Origin of the sequence: Xanthomonas prunicola (genome assembly GCF_025266575.1) — a bacterium.
Lineage (GTDB): Bacteria > Pseudomonadota > Gammaproteobacteria > Xanthomonadales > Xanthomonadaceae > Xanthomonas > Xanthomonas prunicola.
Map to the genome: position 1 here is coordinate 3,385,118 of NZ_CP096142.1, position 22,042 is coordinate 3,407,159.

A 22,042-nucleotide genomic window follows, 5' to 3' on the forward strand; every position below is an offset into this window, starting at 1 on the left:
TGAACGACCCGAAAGCTTTGCCACCACCCCCGCCCCGCGCCCAAGCCCGCGTTTGCGACGCGGGCACTCCAATGCACACGCGCCAGTGGCGCGCAAACCGTGCCTTGGAGCCCCCGACGGGAGAGGGGCTTGAGCGGAAGCTCGACTGCTTGTTCTTCTCCCGCCCGGCGGGAGAAGGTGGCGCGCAGCGCCGGATGAGGGGGCGCGCGAGGCTACATGCAGCTTGAACGACCCGAAAGCGTTGCCACCACCCCCCGCCCCGCGCCCCAGCCCGCGTTTGCGACGCGGGCGCTCCAAGGCACACACGCCAGTGGCGCGCAAACCGTGCCTTCTCGCCCCGACGGGAGAGGGGCTCAAGCGGCAGCTCACACCCCAGCCGTACGACGATCGCCGCGGAACTGCTTGCGCACCCAGTCGTCGATCATCGCCTTCTCGAAGCGCAGCGGGTCGCTGTCGGTGAGCCGCGGGCCGCTCATCAGGAAGGCCGAGTCCACCAGCTTGCGTTCGCCCTGATCGATCACCCGGCCGTCGGCGTCAGTGAGCGTGTAGGTGAAGCTCATGCGCGGCGGGTAAATGTCCTTGACCACACGTACGTCCTGCAGGCGCGGCCCGTGCCAGGGCTCGTACTGGCCGGCGCGGCGGATATCGGTAATGGTGACGCTGAGGTGCTGGCCATCGGGCAGCTGGCGCGCTGCGCTCTGCTGAAAGTGGGTTGCCAGCTGGGTCACCCAGTCGCCGCGCTGCGCCTCCCATCGGTTGCCGCTGAAGCGCACTTCGGAGAACTGCGCCGGGTCGGTCCAGCGCACGTCCACCTTGCCATTGCTGCTCAGTGCGCGCGGCGCGTCGGCGTCGGTGACGTTGCGTACCCGGGCCTGCACACCGGTCGCCGCGAGCAAGCCAGCCAGCAGCAGGCCGGCGCCGGAAAGATTGGAAAGTTTCATTGAAAGCCTCCAAACGGAAGGTACATGACGTACCGGGCATTCCGGCAGTGTGGGGGTGCGTCCGAGCGCCTGCAACGCGCCGCACGCCTGGGCACGCGACCACGTTGCCGCGCGGTTAATCCGCCCACAGTGAGCCATGACGGCGGGTTCACTGCACCTGCGCCCGCGCTTCACGGCACAGCCCGGAAGATCGACGGCATGGACACGCATTCTTTTCGCACAAAATCAGCGTCTTCGGCGCCGGCACACATGCCGTCGGACGTGCGTCTGCAATTCATCGACTGGGCCAAACAGCACGGGCATAACCCCGCATCCGGTGCGGCCGCCTTCGTTGCCCTGCAGAGCGAGGTCGACCTGGATCTGGCAACCCGTGCGCTGCACCTGGAGCCGGGTGCCGATTCACGCGCTGCGCTGCGCGAGCATCTGGCTGGGCTGGCGCGGCAGGTAGATGTGGCGGTGCAGTTTCCGCCGGTCTATACCTACACCGCTGCCAATGGCCTGGAGTATCGCTATTCGCTGATGCTGGTCATTGCCGAAGATTGTGTTGAGTGGACCGGCCGGGTCTGGCAGGACCTGGACTACCAGGGGATGCTCACCGGCCGTGGACAGGGTCCACGTGCTAACTACACCCAGCTGGCGCGCATGGCGCTGGAACATGAGCTTGATCAGGAGCGCCCCCGTTATGTCCAGGCATGAACTCGAACTGCAATTGCCGATGGACGTGCAGATCGCCAGCGGCGAAGACGGCTTCAGCCAGCGCTGCCGCGACGAATGCGCCCAGATGGGGGTGTCGCGGGTCCGGCTGTTGCTGCTGGATTCGGATTACGCACGCTCCACCGCGTGGCGCGAGCAAGCGCAGCGCTGGATGGACGAACAACTGCGGCGTGAGGGGGAATGGGTGTTTCGCGGCGTGATCGCCGGGATTGTGGTGCTGGCAACCTGCATCGGATTCGCTGCTACCACCTTGTGGTGAGCGTGGAAATTGGCAATCAAAGCGTGAACTCAGGACGCCTGTCGTGCACCCGCTGACGACATCGGGCATGGTTTCATTTGTCCGTCATCCGCTCCGGCAGCATCCGTGGTTTCCGATTTGAGCACTCCTACTCCCAGCCCTTCGCTGGCTGCCGCACTGCCGGCCGCCATTGCCGAGCCGTTTCTGGACCCGGCGATGTATCACGAAATCTTCCACAACATCGATGCTGGTTTCTGCGTCATCGACATGGTGTTCGATGGTGGGCAGGCGGTGGATTATCTGATCCGCACCACCAATGGCGCCTTTGAGCGCTACACCGGTCTGTCCACCAACGCGCTGAACGTTTCCATCCGCGACCTGCTCCCTGAGCACGAGCAGGAGTGGTTCGATCGCTATGGCCACGTCGCGCGCACGGGCAACCGCATCCATTTCGAAATGCAGGCCAAGGCGCTCAAGCGCTGGTATTCGGTGGATGCGTTCCGGGTCGGGCAACCGGAGCAGGGGCGGGTGGCGGTGCTGTTCATGGACATCACTGAGCGCAAACGCGTCGAACGCGAGCTGGCTGAAAGCGAGGCACGTTTCAGTGCGCTGGCCGATGGACTGCCGATGCCGGTGTGGGTGCTGGACGCGCAGGGCGTGGTGCGCTTCGTCAACAGCGCGTATGGCGAATTCTTCGGCCTGGATATTTCCAGCGGCACGGTGTCGGCGTGGAGCGAATTGCTGCATCCGGACGACCTGCCCACGTTCCAGTTCGAGCTGGCGGCATCGCTGCAAGAACAACGCGGCCTGCGCGCGCTGGTGCGCGCACGCCGCCATGATGGGCAGTGGCGCTGGATCGAGATGACCGCTACACCGCGCTACTCGGCCGATGGCCGCTTCATCGGCCTGGCCGGCAGCAGCCCGGACGTGACCGAGCAGCGCGAGATCGAGCTTGCCCGCGAGCAATTGCTCGAATCCGAGCGCAGCGCACGCAACGAAGCCGAAAGCATGGCGCGGCTCAAGGATGAGTTCCTGGCCACGCTCTCGCACGAACTACGCACACCGCTGACCACCATCCTGGGCTGGAGCGAGTTGCTGCTGCAGCGGGTGGAAGAAGGTCAACCCAATTACAAGGGCTTGTCGGTCATTGCCAGCAGCGCACGCGCGCAGAAGCGGCTGATTTCCGACATGCTCGATCTCAGCAGCATGTTGCTGGGCAAGGTGCAGCTGGAAGTCGAATCGCTGGATCTGGCCGAGCAGGTGCGCGAAGCCTTGAACACCCAGGAACTGGCCGCCGAAGGCAAGGACCAGATACTGGAACTGCACGTGCCGTCCACGCCATGTCTGGTGCTTGGCGATGCCACACGCCTGCAGCAGGTGTTGTGGAATCTGCTTTCCAACGCGATCAAGTTCACCCCGGCGCATGGCCGTATCGACGTCAGTATCGAGCGCGATGAGGGGCATCTAGTGGTGTCGGTCTGCGACTCCGGCGACGGCATTGCAGCTGAATTCCTGCCGCATCTGTTTGGCCGCTTCCGTCAGGCCGATGGCACCACCACGCGCCAGCATGGTGGCCTGGGCCTTGGCTTGGCGATCGTGCAACAGCTGGTGGAAATGCATGGCGGCCAGGTCGGTGCGACCAGTGGCGGTCGCGGCAAGGGCGCCACCTTTACCGTGCGCCTGCCGGAACATATTCCCGATCAAGCCAAGCGGCCGCGTCGCGAATTGCGGCGTCGCCTGATGTCCGAACAGATCGTCGAAGCGCGCGCCTTGAACGGCCTGCGCCTGCTGGCAGTGGAAGACCAACCGGACATGCTCGATTATCTGCGGCGCTTGCTCGAAGAGCAGGGCGCCGAGGTGGTCACCGCTGGCAGCGCCACCGATGCATTGGCCTTGATCGATCATCGCGGCCACGCCCGCTTCGACCTGATGCTGACCGATATCGGCATGCCGGGCATGGACGGCTACGGGTTGATTCGCACCGTGCGCGACAACCTTGGATTGGACGCCACCGCGCTACCGGCCGTAGCAGTGACGGCGCTGGCGCGCGAAGACGACCGCAAACGCGCGCTGGCGTCCGGGTTTCAAGAACATCTGGCCAAGCCGTATAGCGTGGCGCAACTGGTCACCGCCGTGCGTGCTGCGCGCCAAGCGGTGGAGTAACCCGCGCGCGGCGTGATTGCCGCGCATAGGACGTGGGGGACAGCGACACCGTCGGATGCTTGCAGCAGGTCGTCCGGATCAGGCGTGCTGCAGCGTCACGGCCGCCGCTACGTTCGCAACGAAAACAGCCGGCCGCTTCGCAACGGCCGGTTTTTTATGGATCTGTCGTCTCCACCGCCGCTCCGATCTGTCTGCGACGATGAAGACCACCTGCCGACGCAGGCACAGTGCGAACGCGATGCAGAATGCAGTCGCCAGCAGTTAACGCGTTTTCTGCCTCTTTCACGTCGGCTGGCCTAGCGTGATGCGCTCTATTGGTGGAGATAGCGCAATGTCAAAATATGCCCCGCATGTGTATTCCGAACAGGTCCAGATCGCCACGCTCGAACATTGGGTGTCCCTGCTGGATGGCCAGGAACGCGTGCGGATCGAACTCGACGACGGCAGCGTGATCAGCGGCACGGTAGCTGTGCGTCCGAGTCTGCAGACCTACCTCGACGAACACGACAATGAAGGCGTCAACGGACAACTGCGCCTGGATCAGCTGGATGCCTCGCAAGAGCCGCACTGGATCTGGATGGACCGGATCGTCGCGGTGCACCCGATACCGCTTGGCGCTGATCCGCACGTCATGCCGTGAAGGCGACGTGTTGACGATGTGTTTACTTCTCACCGTCGCGTTGGCGGCATGATGCTCAGCTGCCGCAGCCGTTCAGGATTCCGCCGCAATGAATGCACCCCCGTTGAAGTTTGCTCGCTGGCCGCTGTCGTTGATGGCGGTCGTCGTTCTTGCTGCATGTGGCGATACCGCTACATTGGCCATCGAACAGGGGACGGGGCCGAATCCGCAATTGCCCGAGCCGGTGAAGCGGCTGATTCCCACGGTCAAGATAGCGCCGGTCAAACGCTGGGCAGCCAATGCCAAGCCTATCGCTGCCGATGATCTGCAGGTTGCTGCGTTTGCGCGCGACCTGGATCATCCGCGTTGGATCTATGTGCTGCCCAATGGCGATGTGTTGGTGGCCGAAACTGCCGAGCCGGCCAAGCCCGAAGATGCCGACACGGGCGGTGGACTGCGCAAGAAAGTGCAGGGCGCGATGATGCAAAAGGCCGGCGCGGCGGTGGCCAGCGCCAATCGCATCACGTTGCTGCGCGATGCCGATGGCGACGGTGTCGCGGAGGTGCGTACGCAGTTCGTCAGTGGTCTGTTTTCGCCGTTCGGCATGGCGCTGATTGGCGACCGTTTCTATGTCGCCAACGCCGATGCGCTGGTGAGTTTTCCGTACAAGCCTGGCGACACACACATCACCGCCAAGCCGACCTTCGTGGCCAATCTGCCTGGCGGCATCAACCACCACTGGACCAAGTCGCTGCTGGCCAGCCCGGACGGCAGCAAGTTGTACGTGGGCGTCGGCTCTAACAGCAACGTCGCCGAAAATGGCATGGAAGCCGAGTTGAATCGTGCAGCGATTCTGGAGATCGACCCGGCCACCGGCAACAGCCGCGTGTTCGCCAGCGGCTTGCGTAACCCGGTCGGCACCGCGTGGGAGCCGCAGAGCAGATCGCTGTGGGTGGTGGTCAACGAGCGCGACGAGATCGGCAGCGATCTGGTGCCGGATTACCTGACCTCGGTGCGCGACGGCGGCTTCTACGGCTGGCCGTATAGCTACTACGGTCAGCACGTGGACGAGCGCGTCGAACCGCAGAATGCCGAGCTGGTGGCCAAGGCGATCAAGCCCGACTACGCGCTCGGCCCGCATACCGCGTCGCTGGGCCTGGCCTTCGCCAACGGCACCTTGCTGCCTGAGCGCTTTCGCCAGGGCGCCTTCATCGGCCAGCATGGCTCCTGGAATCGCGACCCGCCCAGTGGCTACAAGGTGCTGTTTGTCCCGTTTGCCAACGGCAAGCCTAGCGGTACGCCGATCACGGTGCTGGACGGATTCCTGGATGCCGAAGGCAATGCACAGGGTCGGCCGGTCGGCGTGGCGTCCGACACTAGCGGCGCGCTGCTGGTAGCCGACGATGTGGGCAATGTGATCTGGCGGGTAACCCCGAAGGCGCGTTGATCGAACATCGGTCATCTGTTGAAATGGCTAGGTGAAACAGACCTTTTAGCGCGGCGCCTCCGGCGAGGCGCTGAAGCGACGCGCATAGTCGCGTTCCTCGGCGACGCGTTGTATTTCCTCATCGGCCAGTTCTGGCGCGCCGTAGATGGCGTAAGCCACGCTGCCGTCGGCACGTTCGCCGATCTGATGAAGGCGGTAGCGGGGCCGGCCTGTGCCTGTGTTTGAAGGGTAGTGCATGGGCGGAGGCATGTCGTCTAGGTCCATTTCGCTGTTGTCGACGACTCCACCTATGAAGAGGGCGCGCATCTTGCTTCTCCGGTATGTGCAAGATTGCAGACTAGGCGCTTAAGTGTTGCGATCGCATCAAAGCGTTACATGTTTCCACTTAATAGTCTCAGGCGGACACATTGCATACTTGCCAGACTTATTCGGTTCGACACGTGTCGTGGCGAACCGGTGATGGGCAGTCCTTGATGGCCGCAAAAGTGCATCAATGAGATTGACCAGAGGGGCAAAACGCACCGTTGCCAGATGTTCTGCATCGTTCGGCGAAACGCCGATGCTGCAGTTCAGCGAGCAGGCTCGTCTGACGACTGCAATATGTTTTGGAAGCCCCTCTCACCAAGCAAGTGAGAGGGGCTTCCAAAACATATTGCAGAAGAAAATCTAAAACGGTTGCCTCGGGTTGTCGTTGTCGCCTTTACTTGTCGGTGCACTGAATTGATAGCCCGTTAGTTGCCATGATCCGCCAGATTGGCCCGCCCATTCATAATCCCATTGTTCGAATGCCCCCCCGGGAAATTCATTGCGGATAGTGATCTTCTCACCAGGGATCCCACTGGCAGGCAAAGGGACTGGTGGACCATCAGGCCCCGACTGAATACTCACCAATCCGTTAGAGATTTTGCTGCGAGAGACACTTAAGCTACTTATAGCTAGCAGTGGCGGATACTTTGGTGAGTGCTGTTTGATCCATGAGACGATGGATTGTGATTCGTTAGATCCGGCACGATATACAATCTTCTGCGTGGTGATCATCGAGCTGGACGGCGCCGTCGCGGTACGATAATTATGACTATGCGCGGACGTCGCCAAAAATAGCGCCATAAAAAATATTCCACAATATATTATATTTTTCATATAAAAATTCCTTTTTTGGTTATAGCGCTGGGTGTTACGAGCTAAAGTGTGGGCCTTATGCTCTGGCGTTGTCAACATTACTCCGTGGTCATTAGGATGACATGTTAGTAAGCCATTCGGCGGGGCGTGTAAATGAGATCAATTTGCGTGATTTTCATCGCATTATCGTTTCGCGCTTAGCAACCGAATGGAATCTCTGGATGCCACGTAAGCCTCTCTGTGCCGGTCAGTCAGCGTGGCTGCGGGCGGCCCGATGCTATTGCTCCCTTACAATGGCAGCCTGTTCCCGACCCGATGATCCGATGGCTGGCCCGCGCGATGCCCCGCTTCAAGCCCTGTTCCTGCCCTTCGCCCAAGGTGCGCTGCCGTGGCCGGAAGGGCCGGTGTTGTTCCTGCGCGCACGCGACGGGTTTCCGCTGCGCGAGCAGGCGGTGGCCCAGACGCTGATCTGCGAGCAGAGCTTCCGCCCGTTTGCCGAAGCGCTGGAGCGCAACGGCTGGAACGTGCGCGACGAAAGCGAGATCGAGGCCGACAGCACGCGCTATGCACTGGTGCTGGTGCTGCCGCCGCGGCAGCGCGAAGAAGCGCGCGCGCTGTTTGCACGTGCAGTGGCGCTGACTGCGCCCGGTGGCCGCGTGGTGGCCTGTCAGTCCAATAACGAGGGCGCCCGCTCCGGCGAAGCCGACCTGCGCCAGCTCACCGGGCTGGCCGGTAGCCTGACCAAGCACCACTGCCGCACCTACTGGAGCGCACCGCTGCCGGCCGACACCGATGCCGCGCTGCAGGCGCGCTGGGCCGCGCTGGATGCGCCACGCAAGATCCTTGACGGCCGCTTCGTCAGCCGACCCGGCGTTTTCGCCTGGGATCGCATCGACCCGGCCTCGGCGCTGCTGGTCGAGCATCTGCCTACCACGCTGGCTGGCCATGGCGCCGATCTGGGCGCGGGCTTCGGTTATCTATCGGCCGAAGTGCTGGCGCGGTGCCCCAAGGTCACCGCACTGGATCTGTACGAAGCCGAGGCGCGCGCGCTGACGCTGGCGCGGCATAATCTGCAGGACATCGCGCATCCGGCGCAGCTGCACTACCACTGGCGCGATGTCACCGCCGGGCTGGTGGCCCAATACGATTTCATCGTCAGCAATCCGCCGTTCCACACGCCGTCGCGTGCCGACCGCCCGGATATCGGGCAGCGCTTCATTGCAGTGGCTGCACAGGCGCTGCGCCCAGGTGGGCAACTGTTGTTGGTGGCCAATCGGCATCTGCCCTACGAACAAGTGCTCAACGACAGTTTCGGACAGGTGCGCGTGGCTGCCGAGCGCGATGGTTTCAAACTGATCTCGGCGATCCGCGGCCGCGGAGCGCGCGCATGAAGCTGGTTAAACACATCGCCAATCTCGGTTATGGCAGCCGTAAGCAGGTGACCCAGCTATTCCGTCAGGGGGCGGTCACCGATGCGCAGGGCGAGGTGCTGTATGCCGACGACCAGGTGGAGCACGACGCCATCCGTATCGATGGCGAACCGCTCGACCCGCCACCGGGTTTCAGCCTATTGCTGCACAAGCCTAGCGGCTACACCTGCTCGACCAAGGACACCGGCCGGCTGATCTACGAGCTGCTGCCGCCACGCTTCCGCGCGCGTGCGCCGGTGCTGGCGCCGGTGGGTCGGCTGGATCGCGAAACCAGCGGCATGCTGTTGATGACCGACGACGGCGCGCTGCTGCACCGGATCATTTCGCCCAAATCCGCCCTCGACAAGGTGTACGACATCACCCTGGCCCAAGACCTGCGTGGCGACGAAGCCGCGTTGTTTTCCAGTGGCGCCTTGCTGTTGGAAGGCGAAACCAAGCCGTTGTTGCCGGCCGAATTGGAGGTGCTTGGCCCACGCGAAGCGCGGCTGACCTTGCACGAAGGCCGCTATCACCAGGTGCGACGCATGTTTGCTGCCGCCGGCAATCACGTGGTGGCCCTGCATCGCAGCCGCATTGGCGGGTTGTCGCTGGATGGATTGCCGTCCGGGCAATGGCGTGCGCTGGAAGCGCGTGATCTTGAGGTGTTGTTCGGTCGCGGCGCTGTCGCATGACACAGATCGCAGCGCTGCCGTTCCGCCCGCAGGCGGTGATCTTCGACATGGATGGTCTGATGCTCGACAGCGAGCGCGCCATCACCGCCTGCCTGGCCCAGGCCGCCGCCGAGCTGGGTCTGCAGATCGAGCCGGAGTTCTGGTTGCGCATGGTGGGCACCGGCGATGTGGCCTGCCGGCTGTTGCTGGGCGAACGCATCGGCGACGCCGCTGCCGGCACCATGCTGACGCACGCGCAACAGCTCTATGGCGCTGTGGTCGAACGCGGCATCCCGCACCGCCCCGGCATCATTGCGCTGCTGGAGTACCTGGCCCTGCAGGGCATGCCGCGCGCGGTGGCCACCTCCACCCAGCGTCCGTTGGCGCTGCGCAAGCTGGAAGCGGCCGATCTGCTGTGGCGCTTCGATGCAGTGTGTACGGCCAGCGATGTGGTCCATCCCAAACCTGCGCCGGATATCTATCTGCTGGCCGCACGCACGCTGGCGGTAGACCCTGCGTGCTGCCTGGTGCTGGAAGACTCGCCCACCGGCGTGCGCGCGGCATTGGCGGCCGGCATGACACCGATCCAGATTCCGGACCTGCTCGAACCCGATGCCGCCGTACGCGCGCTCGGCCATCGCATCCTGCCTTCGCTAAGCGATGCGCACCGCTTGCTGGAAGCGCGCTTGTCGGGTTGATGCGCTCGGGTGGAGCACTCGGGCGGGGCTTACAGCACGAGCCAACTTCTGGCCACGCAGGCGCTAATGCAACATCCAACGCGCGCGATCGACCAGCGCTATTTACGCGGGTGACAGCAATCAACGGTTTTCTGCGTCAAGGCGCGCGCGTTGCAGGGCATCATCTGAAAACCCGCTCACCCCCGCGCGACACGTGCGCAGGGTAGCGCTCGCGCTGACAACGACGTTGCTGCATGGCACGCATACGTGTTTGCAGCATCGTGCACGTGCATCATGCATCGACAATCCAGTCCGCACTCAGACGTACTGCATCTTGCGCGACATACCACCGTCGACGATGAAATCTTGCCCGGTAACGAAACCGGACAGCTGAGGTGCGAGTAGATAGATCGCCAGCTGCGCGATATCTTCCGGCGTGCCGACGCGTCCGGCGGGATGCTGCGCATGATCGCGACGCGACAACTTGGGCACACGCCGACGCTGCGGCGCGCGCCATGCATCGGTGCTGATCCAGCCGGGGCTGATGCTGTTGACGCGCACTTGCGGGCCTTCGCTCAGTGCCAGTGCATGCGTAAACGCCATCAAGCCGCCTTTGGCTGCAGCATAGGCTTCGCTATGCGGCTCCGATTGCCAGGCGCGGGTGGAGGCGATGTTGACGATCGCACCGCCACCGGGCGCCTGTGTCAGCGCAGGCAGCGCATGCTTGCTGCACAGGAAGGCGCCGTGCAGGCTGGAAAGGCGGCGGTTCCACTCATCCCAGTCCAGTTGCGGCAGTGCTGCGATATGCGGATCCGGCACGCCGGCATTGTTGACCAAGCCGTCGATGCGGCCGAACCGCTTGAGCGCCATGGCGATCAGGCGCGTGGCCTGCGCTTCACGCGCGGCGTCGCAGCGCACGAACGCACTGCGACGTGGCAGTGCCCATTCCTGCAGACAGGCCTTGCCGGCGTCGGCATCCAGATCGCCGATCACCACGCTGCCGCCGGCGCCCAGCACCGCCTGCGCAATGCCGCGGCCGATGCCTTGCGCGCCACCGGTGACCACCACCACGCGGTCCTGCAGCGGAGACGGGTTCCATGCGGAAATTGCGGGAGTCAGGGCCATGGCATGCTGCACATCGGTGAAGGTGGCCGCACTGTAGCGTGCAGGCTGTCGTCGTCGCAGCAAGACCGCGCGTACGCTCAGCGCACATGGGGGTGGGCCCTTCGATGGTGTTATCCACGTTGGATTGGATGGATTGCGTTTTCGTCTTCGCAATGCCAAGCAACAGGCGTCGCACACGGCCGTTGCATCGCCAAGTGCTGCTCTGCGCCCAATCAATGGCCGCCGATCACACGATTGCTCAGTGCCTGGCGTGCGCAGCGTGCCCGGTGTGGCATGGATCACTCAACGACTTCGATATTGGGCACGTGGTCCCCACGCAGCTGATGACTTCCCGCTGCGCGTTGCGCCGACTCCCTGCCGAGCGCAGGTGGGCGATGAGTTGTTGTCGTCCGCAGCAACGCGCGGCAGGCACAGCGCTCAGTGCTCGGCGCCGTTCAACACGCGCTCCCAGCCATCGCGGCCCAGGCGTTCGAGCGTTTGGATATTGCGTTCGACGATCACGTCCGGGTCCGGAAACGCGGCTACCGCCCGCTCTACGCTGTCTTCGCGCAACAGGTGCAGGGTGGGGAAGGGCGAGCGGTTGGTGAAGTTGGCCACATCGTCCAGCGCGGCACCTGCGAACTGGTAATCCGGATGGAAGCTGGCCACTTGCAAGACACCTTGCAGATCCAGTGCTTCCACCGCTGCATCGGCGTTGTCGAGGAAGTCGTTGTAGTCCAGGAAGTCAGTGAGGACGTCCGGGTGCACGATCAGCGTGGTGTCGATCTGTTCGGCCGGCGTGTCGCGCAGCAGCACCAGTTCCTCGGCCAGTTGTTCCAGCAAGGCGTCGGGCGTGCTGGCATCGCTGAGCACCAGCCGCACCTGATCCTTGACGTACACCGCCTTGGCGAACGGGCATAGATTCAATCCGATCACCGCGCGTTCGATCCATTTGCGGGTGGCGGCGATTGGATCGGGTGTGGCAGGCGTGGTGGTCATCGTGGCGGCAGCGGGGATGGTGCGCCAGTGTATGCGATCGCTATGCAGCGAGCCCCGAGCGTGGTTGCGGGTTGCAGCGGCAAGCGCTAGCGGCGCGTGCTCGCCGAGACGCACGCACGGCGGTTCGCGCCTGCGGCGACCGTCGCGCACTGCGTTGTGCTCAAGCATTGTCGGTGTGCGGCGCAGCGCCGAGCTGCGCCTGCAAAAACACGACGGATGCCTGCGCAACGGCATCTGCCAGCGGCGTCTTGTGCGGCGATCCGATCGCATGCGCGCCACTGTCGAAGGCGAGCGCTTGCTTGTGTGTGGGCGTAGTGCCCAGCGCCGCAAACATCTCCAGCATCGCCGGCACCGAGGCGGTCGCGTCTTCGCGGCCATCAGCGGCGCGGTAATAGCCCAGCAACACCGGGCAGCGCACGCGTGGCCAGGGTGGGTCGGTGGCAACCATCCGAAATAAGCTGCGCAATGCACGAAATCCATCCGGGTGGATGGTCTCCGACCAGAACGCGCGCGCGGCAGGCGTGCGTGGGCGCGGGTCCGTCAGCGGCGCCTGCGCGGCACAGACCTGGTCGAGCAATGCCGAGTCGGCGGGCTGGATACCGGGCGACCACGCGACCACTGCGGCAATCGCGTCCGGACGCTGCGCGGCCAGCCACAAACCCAGCGTGGCGCCCATCGACGAACCAACAATCGCAACCCGTTCGCCCATGCGGTGTGCCTGGGCCAGTGCCTCCAGCGCCGAGGTGTGCAGCACCGCCGCGGTGAGCCCCTGCATGGCATCGGGGGTGCTGAGTCCGTGCCCCGGCCAGCGATGCACGTAGGCATTGGCAGCTAGCGCATCGGCCATTTGCTCAGGTAGCGCCCCTGCTTCGTCCGGGCTGGCACTGAAGCCGTGCAGGTATAGCAGCGCCAGCGGCGTGCGGATATCGGCCGCATGCTGCCAGTGGCAGCGCGCGGCATTGCCGGGTTTGAGCTCAGGGGCGTGCATGGCTGGCGTGCTGGGCGAGCAATGCCAGCAGTTCGTGCGCGTTGATGGGTTTGGGCAGATAGCCGGCCACACCGGCCGCGCTGGCTTCGCGCATCGAATCGGTGCGTGTGTCGGCGGTCAGCACGATGATCGGCGGCAGCGCCGACATCGCATCGCGCGCTTCGCGCAGCGCATCCCAGCCGGACGTGCCGGGCATGTGCAGATCCAGAAACACCATGTCCGGCGCTGCCTCGTGGATGCGCTGCACCGCATCGGCGCCATCGACATGAAAGCTCACGCGATGCCCGGCGCGGGTCAACAGATTGCCGATCACCAGGCGATTGGTATCCATGTCCTCAAATACCAGGCAATGCAGGGAAGGAACATGTTGCGCGTGCTGCGCCAGTGCATCGCGCAGCGCGAGCGTGTTGCTGCCGGCTGCGGCGCCGGGCAGCTCGAAGATCCAGCGGAAGATACTGCCGCCGGCGGGGTTGTCGCTCACCGTCAGACTGCCGCCCATCGCATCGGACACCGACAGCGCGATGTACAGCCCCAGGCCCACGCCGCCTTCGACGCGACTGAAGCCAGTGCTGAGTTGGGTGAACGGGGTAAAGATATAGGCCTTTTGGTCGTCGGGCACGCCGATGCCGGTGTCGGTGACGGTCACCTCGATGCTCCAACCCTCCTGCACCTGTGTCGCATCGATCAGCAGCTCCACCGTGCCACCGGCCGGGGTGAACTTGATTGCGTTGATCACCAGATTGCTGATCACCTGTTCGATGCGACCCTCGTCGCCCATCACATGCGGCGCTTGCGGGCTATCCACACGCACGTTGAGGGTGACGCCTTTGCTGGAGGCTGCGGTCGCGCACACTGCCTTTACCGTGGTGACCACGTCCAGCAGGTTTAAGGGCTTGCTATGCAGCTGCAGGCGTCCGCCATCGATGCTGGCCACATCCAGCACTTCGTTGACGCGATGACGCAGTGCGCTCGCATTCACCGTCACTGCCTGCAGCAGTTCGCGTTGTTGCGGCGGCATCTGCTCGGTGTCGATCAACTGCGCACAGTTGATCACCGCATTCAACGGCGTGCGTAATTCGTGACTCATGGTGCTGATGAACCGGCTTTGCGCATCGCGCGAGGCCAGCGCCTGCAGCGCCACTTCCTGCATCGCAAGCACGATGCGCGCCACCAGCAACGGCAGCACGATGATGAGCGCCACGGCATAGACGAAATACGCCGGCCGCGATAGCCAATAGCCTGTCGGCGCCGTCGACAGCATCAGCACGAAGGTGGTGAGCAACACCGGAAATATCGCGCGCTGCCCATAGCGCGCCACCGCAGCGATGGTGATGAACGGCAAGAATGCGTTCAACGACATCAGCAGGATGAAGGCCAGATAGGTCTGGATGCCGATGAATAGCAAGTTCATCGCAAAGCCCATCGCATCCAGCCATTCGCTGGGCGGAATGATCCGGCGGCGCACGAGCAGCATCCACACCACCGATAGCACCCACAGACTCACCGCGGTGGGAAAGACGTGGTGTGCGTCGGTGACGAGCACCGGTTGCGGTCCGTACAGCCAGCCCAGGCACCACGCGGTCACGATGGTCTGCACGATCACGCGGCCGACGCAGGCGCGGTATTCCAGGAACGACTCGAACAGCCGCACCAGTCTGTCGTTGCGCAACTGCCTGGCGGCGAGGATCAGGCCGGGCGCTGCGCGGTTGGAAGTGCTACGCATGAGGGTCCGCGTTGTCGGAGGGCAGGGAACGACGGTAATGCTTGACCAGTAGACCAGCAGCGTTCGCCACCGCAGTGAAGCGCTGCGCAAGCGTGTCGCCCAGCGTGTCGTGGCTGGCGGCATCGCGCAATTGGTCGCAGGCTGTCAGCAGTTGCTGCGAGCCAGTCAGCGAAATGGTGTTCTTCAACGAATGGATCTGCTGCAAGGCCTGCGCCTGGGGCGTGCCAGCATCGCCGAGCGTGCAGGTGTCGATGGCATGCTCGATCTCGACCACGAAGGCATCGGCGAAGGCCGCTGCCGCCACCGGGTCAAGCCCAGCCATGGTGTGCAGCGTCGAACCGACTTCAATACGTGGTTGCGCATGGGCGAGGCTGTTGCTCACACGATCGCCCGATGCGTTCGTCGGCCTGTGGATGCGCAGGCGTTGCAACAGGCTGGCAAATGGGCCGCGCACGATCGCCTGCTATGCCAGCGCGGTGACGTGACGGTTGCAACCGCCACGCATGCGCCATGCAAGCCGCATGCGCCAACCCGGCTCATCCCGCTGCACTGCACGTATGGACGGCGCCGGCCTGATTGTTGCAATCACCCAACCGCACTCAGTCGCGGAAGTTGTCGAACTGCAGCGGCAGCTCGAAATCTGCCTTTTTCAGCAGCGCGATCGCATCCTGCAGGTCGTCGCGCTTCTTGCCGGTGATACGCAGCTTGTCGCCATTGATCTGCGCTTCGACCTTGAGCTTGGCTTCCTTCAACTTGGCGACCAGCTGCTTGGCCTGCTTCTGCTCGATGCCTTGCTTGACGGTCACTTTCTGCCGCGCGCCGGCCAGGTTGGTTTCCATATCGCCAAACTCCAGGCAGCGCACATCGATACCCCGTGCCAGCAACCGCGTGCGCAGGATGTCGGTCATCTGCTTGACCTGAAAATCGCTGGGAGCGGACTGGTTGATCACCTTGCCGTCTTCCAGTTCGAACTTGGCCTCGACTCCCTTGAAGTCGAAACGCGTATCCAGCTCGCGGTTGGCCTGATCCACCGCATTGGTCAGTTCGTGCTTGTCGACTTCGGACACGACGTCGAAGGAAGGCATGCAAAGCTCCTGCTATTGGAAAACAGCCGCCATTCTAGGGCATCGTGCCGCGCCGGCCGTCATCCGGGCCTTGGCGGGCGTGCCAGCGCCGCGGCGATAATGCACCCATGCCCACCTCACGCTCTCCGCTTCCCGCCATCGTCTGGATGGTGGCCGCCGTGGCCTGCTTCTCGCTGATGGATGCGGCAATGAAGCTGCTCTCGGCGCATTACCCGCCGTTGCAGGTCACCTTGTTGCGCGGCGCCGCCTCGTTGCCGTTCGTGCTGGTGTGGGTGTTCGCCACCGCCGGGCCGCGCGCGATCGTGCCGGTGCGCTGGGGCCTGCATCTGCTGCGCGGGGCGCTGGGCATGGCGATGATCGGCTGCTTCGTCTACGGTTTGAAGCGCATGCCGTTGTCCACCGCGTACACGCTGTATTTCGTGGCGCCGCTGTTGGTGGCCGCGCTGTCGGTGCCGCTGCTGGGCGAGCACGTCGGCCCGCGCCGCTGGACCGCGATTGGCATTGGCCTGGTCGGGGTGATCGTGGTGCTGCGTCCGGGCGTGGACGGGCTGATCTCTTTGCCGGGGCTGATGGTGTTGCTGGCAGCCACGGCCTATGCGGTCGCGGCGATCACCGTGAGCCTGCTCACCCGCACCGATACTCCGCAGGCGATGGTGGTGTGGTTTCTGCTGTTCATGGCGATCGGCGCCGGGCTGCTGGCCATCCCCGGCTGGGTGCCGCTGCAGGCCGGGCACGGCGGGTTGATCGCCGGCATGGGCCTGGCCGGCGCGCTGGGCCAGGTCGCGCTGACCCAGGCCTTCATGCGCGGCGAGGCCTCGATGATCGCCCCGCTGGAATACACCGGGCTGGTCTGGGTGATCGGCTGGGACTGGCTGCTGTGGCAGACCCTGCCCGACGGCTGGACCTGGACCGGCGCCGGCATCATCGTCGCCAGCGGGCTGTATTTGCTGCGCCGGGAGCGGATTCGCAAGGCAGATCGCCCGCTGCCGCTCGAGCGGCCGTGAGCGGGGGGCGGCAGTGGGGATTCGTTACAACCGAGCGCGCTCGCTCCGACAAATCCCGGGTTTACCCTGTACCAGCGGGGGAGACGGGACATTCGGGATGCGAAACGGTCCCAGCGCCTGCGCCGTTGCGAATCCCGAATCCACACTCCCGAATACCTACTCTTAGAACCTAATGGAATGACGGCCCCAAACATTGACTGTTAGGCTTCACGACCCCCCAATCGGCCACGCGCGGTGATCCAGTTTCAGCGCCTGCACAAGTCCTATTCCGTTGATGGTCGCCAGATCGTGGCGCTGCACCCGCTCGATCTGCGGGTCGGCCCCGGTGAGGTATTCGGCATCATCGGCCATTCCGGTGCCGGCAAATCCACGCTGATCCGGCTGATCAACCGGCTGGAAGAGCCCAGCGGTGGCCGCCTGCTGATCGGCGAGGAGGATGTCACCGCGCTGGACAGCCAGGGCCTGCGTGGTCTGCGCCGGCGCATCGGCATGATCTTCCAGCACTTCAACCTGCTGTCTTCGCGCACCGTGGCCGGCAACGTGGCCTTTCCGCTGGAACTGGCCGGCACTGCACGCGCCGAGATCGATGCGCGGGTGGCCGAGCTGCTGGCCCGGGTCGGGCTGCAGGAGCACGCCAACAAGTATCCGGCGCAGCTGTCCGGCGGCCAGAAGCAGCGCGTGGGCATTGCGCGTGCGCTGGCCACCCGGCCGCAGATCCTGCTGTGCGACGAGGCCACCAGCGCACTGGACCCGCAGACCACCGCCTCGGTGCTGCAGCTGCTGGCGCAGATCAACCGCGAGCTGGGCCTGACCATCGTGCTGATCACCCACGAAATGGACGTGATCCGCCGCGTCTGCGACCGCGTGGCGGTGCTGGACGCCGGCAAACTGGTGGAAACCGGCCCGGTCACCGAGGTGTTTCTGCATCCCAAACATGCCACCACGCGGCGCTTCGTGTCCGAAGCCGAGCACGTGGACGAAGCCGAGTTGCACCGCGATTTCGCGGCGGTCGGCGGGCGCATCGTGCGGCTGACCTTCCTGGGCAGCGGCACCTACGAGCCGGTGCTGGGCCGCATCGCCCGCGAGACCGGGGTGGACTACAACATCCTGTCCGGGCGGGTGGATCGCATCAAGGACACTCCGTATGGCCAGCTCATCGTCGCCCTGACCGGCGGCGATAAGAACGCGGCACGCGCCGGTTTCGTCGCCGCCGGCGTGCAGGTGGAGGATCTGCGCGTATGACCCCGATCGTTGCTGCCGCTGGCGGTTTCTTCCGTAATCTCGATGCCGCCAAGTGGGGCGATATCGGGCAGGCGACCCTGGACACCTTGCTGATGCTGGCCGGCGCGCTGCCGTTGACGCTGCTGATCGGCCTGCCGCTGGGCGTTGCGCTGTTCCTGTGCGGGGCCCCACAGTTGCGCCGCCGCCCGGTGCTATACGGCGTGCTCGCGGCACTGATCAACCTGCTGCGCTCGGTGCCCTTCATCATCCTGATGATCGCGATGATTCCGCTCACCCTGGCGCTGATGGGGACCTCGCTCGGTGTGCGTGGCGCGATCCTGCCGCTGGTGGTCGGTGCCGCACCGTTCTATGCGCGCTTGGTGGAAACCGCGCTGCGCGAAGTCGACCGCGGGATCATCGAGGCTAGCCAGGCGATGGGCGCCACCACCCGCCAGCTGGTGCTGCGGGTGCTGTTGCCGGAAGCGCGCCCCGGCCTGATCGCCGGCGCCACCGTGACCACCATCGCGCTGATCGGCTTTACCGCGATGGGCGGTGCCATCGGCTCCGGCGGCCTGGGCGATGTGGCCTACCGCGAGGGCTACCTGCGCTCGCATTCGGACGTGGCGCTGATCACCGTCATCGCCTTGCTGGTGTTGGTGCAGGTGCTGCAGATGCTGGGCGACCGCCTGGTGGCCCGCTACAGCCGCCGTTGAGTCAGACGCGCCGCCGCGGATGCAACCGGTGGCCGCAGTGCATGCCGCATCGGCGGCCATCGCTGCGGTGAGCTGCAGCCGGATACGCTGGCATCTCCCCGACGTTTGTCTTGCCTGCACGGCCGGTGCGGACTGCCACATCGCCGCTGCACCTGCGGTCTGCTAGGTTTAACGCCTGCGGCCCGTCCGCATTCCTCCTCCCACGGACCCTTTCATGAGCACATTTGCGTTTCGTTCCCTTCTTGCTGCGGCCACGCTTGCGTTGGCGTCCTGCGGCGGCAATGGCGGCGGCGGTGGCGACACCCTGACCGTGGCCGCCACGGCGGTGCCGCATGCCGAAATCCTGGAAGTGGTCGAACCGCTGCTGGCCAAGCAGGGCGTCAAGCTCGATGTGCGCGTGTTCAACGACTACGTGCAGCCCAACGACCAGGTCGTGCAGAAGCAGATCGACGTCAATTACTTCCAGACCGAACCCTATCTGGACGCCTACAACCGCGACCGCAAAAGTCAGCTGGTGACCGTGGTCGGCGTGCATATCGAACCGTTCGGGGCGTACTCGCGCCGCTTCAAGGCCCTGACCGATCTGCCGACCGGCGCCGACGTGGTGATCCCCAACGACCCCAGCAACAACAGCCGCGCGCTGATCCTGCTCGACAAGGCCGGGGTGATCAAACTCAAGGACCCGAGCAACGCGCTGTCCAGCCAGCGCGACATCGTCGAAAACCCCAAGCAGCTCAAATTCCGCGAGCTGGATTCGGCCATGCTGCCGCGCGTGCTGGATCAGGTCGATCTGGCGCTGATCAACACCAATTACGCACTCGACGCCGGGCTCAATCCCACCCGCGACGCACTGGCGATCGAAAGCAAGGACTCGCCATACGTCAACTTCCTGGTGGCTCGCGCCGACAACAAGGACGACCCGCGCGTGCAAAAACTCGCCAAGGCCTTGACCAGCCCGGAAGTGAAGGCCTTTATCGAGCAGAAGTACAAGGGCGCGGTGCTGCCGGCGTTTTAAGCGTAACTTCTGAACTGACTGCGCCCTCCGCCAGCTGGCCGCGGCCGGTACTCGGTGCGGCATGGATCACGCGTCCACTGCCTCCTGCGCGCCGGCGAGGTCCGTCTGACGACCGCTTGCTACGAGGGTGTAGCGTTCCTGCTCAACAGCGTCCAGATCGACAGCGCTGCGCCCACGTTGCCGATGATTTGCGTGTTGTCCTTGACCGCGCGCATCAAGCCGCCTCGATCACAGTCGGGCGAGCGCGGTCGCGGCACCGGAGTTCGGCATCGCTAGCCCCGAACACACGCCGCTGCGTGCCCGCGTAGTAGCGTCATCGGCCATCTTTCTCCGGCAGTCTTCCGATGCCTTTGCTGCTTGCCATTCCGCTGGCCGTGATCATTGCCCTGGCCGTGTTCGCGCTGGTGTTCCCGTTGTCGCTGCTGCAGCGGTTTCGCATGGGCGCTGCGCGTCGTCAGGCGCGCGGCTGGTTGCTGATGATCAACCTGGCGTCGGCCGGCATTTCCAGCGTGCTGTTTGTGATCTTCAGCCTGATCGCGGCGGCATTCTGGCCCGGCGCGATCAGCCACGCCGCATTCGGGTGGACCTGCGGGTTGGCGTTGGGGATGTTGGCTCTACGTCTGACCCGCTTCGAGCGCACCACGCAAGGCCTGTTTTACCGGCCCAATCTGTGGCTGGTGCTGGCCTTGACCGTGCTGGTGGTCGTGCGGGTGATCGCCGGGTTGGTGCAGGGCTGGCGCAGCGCCTGGCAAGGCGCTGCCTGGCCGACCGAGGGATGGCTCAGTCATGCCAGTCTGCTCGGCGCGGCCGGTGTCTTGCTCGGTTATGCGCTCGCTTATGCCACCTTGCTGTGGTGGCGCTGGCGCAGCGCACGTCTGCGCGGTAGCGTGTATTGGCGGTGATCCTGTTACTGCCAGCCCTCTCGGCGCTGGCAGTAACAATTTCAAGTATGCCTTATTAATTAAATGCTTCCGCGGCTTTAAGCATCTGTGCGTCTGCTGGCGCTATGCGAATGGCACTTAGGCAATCTGGAGAGGTTTCTGGGAACGAGAACTCCATTTTCTCCTGATTTTTAACAACGGCCAAAGTCAATGCCTCTGAACTACTCTGTCCTCTCGGAATATTTGAAATCAGATAATTCGGATATCGACTCTTGAAGTCCTGACGAGAGACGCAGGAGCCTTCCAGGCTCAGTAAGACTGACGCGATATTTTTTTTATCTGCTGATATTGATATGGAAGAGTTCTTGGCAGTCAGATGATCGCCTATTTTTAATATTCCTCCGCTAACGTTATACGTTCCTTCGTTTTTCAGATTGGGCGTCGAAATTCTGGCTCCAGGCCATGAATTAATAAATTCAGAGGGTGATTTTTTGAGATTTCTCGAAATTTCTTCGGCTAGTTCAAACGTGCGGGCAGCATCCGCTGCTGTCGCTGCTGAAATTTTAGTTGCATATACTGAAGGTGCAATCAGGGCAGCAAGCAGCGTTATTGCAAGGCGGAAATATGATGATCTGTTAAGGAAGTTTGTCATACTGCTCTCCGTAATATACGTTATAGTTCTGTCCTGTGGTTGAGGTTACGTTATTCGCGCAGAAAGATTTTCCAACGTTTGAGGCAACATTGGGTCCTCCAGCATAGTAAATCCCGAAAAGCTGATCGGGATTTGATGCTGCAAGGTTAATGTCTATGCTATTTTGAGTGGAACTCCATATTTCATTCCTTGCAACTATGTTATTTGTTACGGCAAGTCCTTCCATCTTGCATGCTTCATCTATATATGCTTGTCGAGTCGTTTTGGCAAACGAATAGTTGAATTTCACATGGCCAAACTCATGGGCTAGGGCTGAGACTGTAAAATACATGCCCGGCATATCTTGACTCTCGCAGCTATAATTTCGGATATACACAACTTTATTTGGCATGTCCGTATAGCTGGCCGAGCCGTAAGCGATCGTAAAATTAGGGCTGCTGTTTATCTGTCCAGTAAGTGTCGTTGACTGGGAAGTTATGAAGTCAATGCAGGTTCCAAGTCCTGTGGTAGGGACAGTTGTCTGAGCCTGAGTTCCAAAGGAAACGAGCGAGAGAAGAAATATCGCGGCGGCTACATGGCATCTTATGCTCATGGTATCTCCATATTTAATTCAAGAAGTCGTGCTGATTTCTACGCGATCTATCCCCCCTTCAGCGAAA

At 63.2% G+C, this 22,042-nt stretch carries 23 protein-coding genes; 13 read left to right on the forward strand and 10 right to left on the reverse strand.

Translation table 11 applies throughout. From position 1 onward, the window contains the following. Window positions 1–365 precede the first annotated feature (365 nt). Window positions 366–941, reverse strand: coding sequence for a DUF3016 domain-containing protein (locus M0D43_RS14480; protein ID WP_252161958.1), 576 nt, complete (start codon window positions 939–941; stop codon window positions 366–368). A gap of 249 nt (window positions 942–1,190) precedes the next feature. Here M0D43_RS14480 and M0D43_RS14485 point away from each other — a divergent pair, with 249 nt between their 5' ends. The 5 genes from M0D43_RS14485 (at window position 1,191) to M0D43_RS14505 (ending at window position 6,122) form a co-directional block, all read left to right on the forward strand. After that, the gene (locus M0D43_RS14485; RefSeq protein ID WP_252161959.1) at window positions 1,191–1,637 is read left to right on the forward strand and encodes a hypothetical protein; all 447 of its coding nucleotides are present in this window, start codon (window positions 1,191–1,193) and stop codon (window positions 1,635–1,637) included. Next, on the forward strand, window positions 1,624–1,914 hold the full coding sequence (locus M0D43_RS14490; RefSeq protein ID WP_252161960.1) for a hypothetical protein: 291 nt from the start codon (window positions 1,624–1,626) through the stop codon (window positions 1,912–1,914). The genes M0D43_RS14485 and M0D43_RS14490 overlap by 14 nt, the downstream gene beginning before the upstream one ends. A 105-nt stretch (window positions 1,915–2,019) precedes the next feature. Next, window positions 2,020–4,056, forward strand: a complete 2,037-nt coding sequence (locus M0D43_RS14495) for a PAS domain-containing hybrid sensor histidine kinase/response regulator (RefSeq protein ID WP_252161961.1) — start codon at window positions 2,020–2,022, stop codon at window positions 4,054–4,056. Between the two features lie 331 nt (window positions 4,057–4,387). Continuing rightward, entirely contained in the window at window positions 4,388–4,696 is a 309-nt protein-coding gene (locus tag M0D43_RS14500) for a DUF3247 family protein (RefSeq protein ID WP_252161962.1), read from the forward strand. A gap of 88 nt (window positions 4,697–4,784) precedes the next feature. Next, window positions 4,785–6,122: a PQQ-dependent sugar dehydrogenase gene (locus M0D43_RS14505; RefSeq protein WP_252161963.1), complete on the forward strand. Its 1,338-nt coding sequence runs from the start codon at window positions 4,785–4,787 to the stop codon at window positions 6,120–6,122. 45 nt (window positions 6,123–6,167) lie between these two features. Here the strand turns inward: M0D43_RS14505 and M0D43_RS14510 are convergent, their stop codons facing one another. Then, window positions 6,168–6,428, reverse strand: a complete 261-nt coding sequence (locus M0D43_RS14510; RefSeq protein WP_313905027.1) for a hypothetical protein — start codon at window positions 6,426–6,428, stop codon at window positions 6,168–6,170. A 1,136-nt stretch (window positions 6,429–7,564) separates the two neighbouring features. Here M0D43_RS14510 and M0D43_RS14515 point away from each other — a divergent pair. From M0D43_RS14515 to M0D43_RS14525, 3 genes are read left to right on the forward strand one after another with little or no spacing between them, the layout of a single operon-like run. Beyond that, a complete protein-coding gene (locus M0D43_RS14515; RefSeq protein ID WP_260807304.1) occupies window positions 7,565–8,632 on the forward strand; it encodes a class I SAM-dependent methyltransferase in 1,068 nt (355 codons plus the stop codon). Further along, the gene (locus M0D43_RS14520) at window positions 8,629–9,342 is read left to right on the forward strand and encodes a pseudouridine synthase (RefSeq protein ID WP_260807306.1); all 714 of its coding nucleotides are present in this window, start codon (window positions 8,629–8,631) and stop codon (window positions 9,340–9,342) included. Before M0D43_RS14515 ends, M0D43_RS14520 begins: the two co-directional genes overlap by 4 nt. Further along, a complete protein-coding gene (locus tag M0D43_RS14525) occupies window positions 9,339–10,019 on the forward strand; it encodes an HAD family hydrolase (RefSeq protein ID WP_252161965.1) in 681 nt (226 codons plus the stop codon). Before M0D43_RS14520 ends, M0D43_RS14525 begins: the two co-directional genes overlap by 4 nt. Before the next feature lie 297 nt (window positions 10,020–10,316). Here M0D43_RS14525 and M0D43_RS14530 read toward each other — a convergent pair whose 3' ends face one another. The 6 genes from M0D43_RS14530 to M0D43_RS14555 all read right to left on the reverse strand — a co-directional run bounded on the left by M0D43_RS14530 (window position 10,317) and on the right by M0D43_RS14555 (window position 15,897). Beyond that, window positions 10,317–11,123, reverse strand: coding sequence for an SDR family oxidoreductase (locus M0D43_RS14530; RefSeq protein ID WP_260807307.1), 807 nt, complete (start codon window positions 11,121–11,123; stop codon window positions 10,317–10,319). Between the two features lie 417 nt (window positions 11,124–11,540). After that, window positions 11,541–12,101 carry a DUF1415 domain-containing protein gene (locus M0D43_RS14535; RefSeq protein ID WP_252161967.1) on the reverse strand — a complete coding sequence of 187 codons (561 nt, stop codon included), beginning with the start codon at window positions 12,099–12,101 and terminating at the stop codon, window positions 11,541–11,543. Window positions 12,102–12,261: 160 nt separating this feature from the next. Next, window positions 12,262–13,089, reverse strand: coding sequence for an alpha/beta hydrolase (locus M0D43_RS14540; protein WP_252161968.1), 828 nt, complete (start codon window positions 13,087–13,089; stop codon window positions 12,262–12,264). Continuing rightward, window positions 13,076–14,812: an ATP-binding response regulator gene (locus M0D43_RS14545; protein WP_252161969.1), complete on the reverse strand. Its 1,737-nt coding sequence runs from the start codon at window positions 14,810–14,812 to the stop codon at window positions 13,076–13,078. Before M0D43_RS14545 ends, M0D43_RS14540 begins: the two co-directional genes overlap by 14 nt. Continuing rightward, window positions 14,805–15,266: a hypothetical protein gene (locus M0D43_RS14550; RefSeq protein ID WP_252161970.1), complete on the reverse strand. Its 462-nt coding sequence runs from the start codon at window positions 15,264–15,266 to the stop codon at window positions 14,805–14,807. The genes M0D43_RS14545 and M0D43_RS14550 overlap by 8 nt, the downstream gene beginning before the upstream one ends. Before the next feature lie 145 nt (window positions 15,267–15,411). Further along, entirely contained in the window at window positions 15,412–15,897 is a 486-nt protein-coding gene (locus tag M0D43_RS14555) for a YajQ family cyclic di-GMP-binding protein (RefSeq protein WP_101362200.1), read from the reverse strand. Window positions 15,898–16,004: 107 nt separating this feature from the next. Here M0D43_RS14555 and M0D43_RS14560 point away from each other — a divergent pair, with 107 nt between their 5' ends. From M0D43_RS14560 to M0D43_RS14580, 5 genes are all read left to right on the forward strand, one after another. After that, complete coding sequence (locus M0D43_RS14560; protein WP_252161971.1) at window positions 16,005–16,901, forward strand: DMT family transporter; 897 nt, start codon at window positions 16,005–16,007, stop codon at window positions 16,899–16,901. 234 nt (window positions 16,902–17,135) lie between these two features. Next, a complete protein-coding gene (locus tag M0D43_RS14565; protein WP_252161972.1) occupies window positions 17,136–18,143 on the forward strand; it encodes a methionine ABC transporter ATP-binding protein in 1,008 nt (335 codons plus the stop codon). Next, on the forward strand, window positions 18,140–18,835 hold the full coding sequence (locus tag M0D43_RS14570; RefSeq protein ID WP_252161973.1) for a methionine ABC transporter permease: 696 nt from the start codon (window positions 18,140–18,142) through the stop codon (window positions 18,833–18,835). The genes M0D43_RS14565 and M0D43_RS14570 overlap by 4 nt, the downstream gene beginning before the upstream one ends. Window positions 18,836–19,049: 214 nt before the next feature. Then, window positions 19,050–19,850: a MetQ/NlpA family ABC transporter substrate-binding protein gene (locus M0D43_RS14575; protein WP_101362196.1), complete on the forward strand. Its 801-nt coding sequence runs from the start codon at window positions 19,050–19,052 to the stop codon at window positions 19,848–19,850. A 344-nt stretch (window positions 19,851–20,194) separates the two neighbouring features. Further along, window positions 20,195–20,752 (forward strand): CcdC protein domain-containing protein, encoded by a 558-nt coding sequence (locus M0D43_RS14580; protein WP_252161974.1) that lies wholly within the window; start codon window positions 20,195–20,197, stop codon window positions 20,750–20,752. A gap of 55 nt (window positions 20,753–20,807) precedes the next feature. On the opposite strand, the gene M0D43_RS14585 is transcribed toward M0D43_RS14580, so the two are convergent. Both M0D43_RS14585 and M0D43_RS14590 read right to left on the reverse strand, forming a co-directional pair. Next, window positions 20,808–21,383 (reverse strand): hypothetical protein, encoded by a 576-nt coding sequence (locus tag M0D43_RS14585; protein ID WP_252161975.1) that lies wholly within the window; start codon window positions 21,381–21,383, stop codon window positions 20,808–20,810. Next, window positions 21,367–21,975 carry a hypothetical protein gene (locus M0D43_RS14590; protein WP_252161976.1) on the reverse strand — a complete coding sequence of 203 codons (609 nt, stop codon included), beginning with the start codon at window positions 21,973–21,975 and terminating at the stop codon, window positions 21,367–21,369. The genes M0D43_RS14585 and M0D43_RS14590 overlap by 17 nt, the downstream gene beginning before the upstream one ends. Window positions 21,976–22,042: the final 67 nt, after the last annotated feature.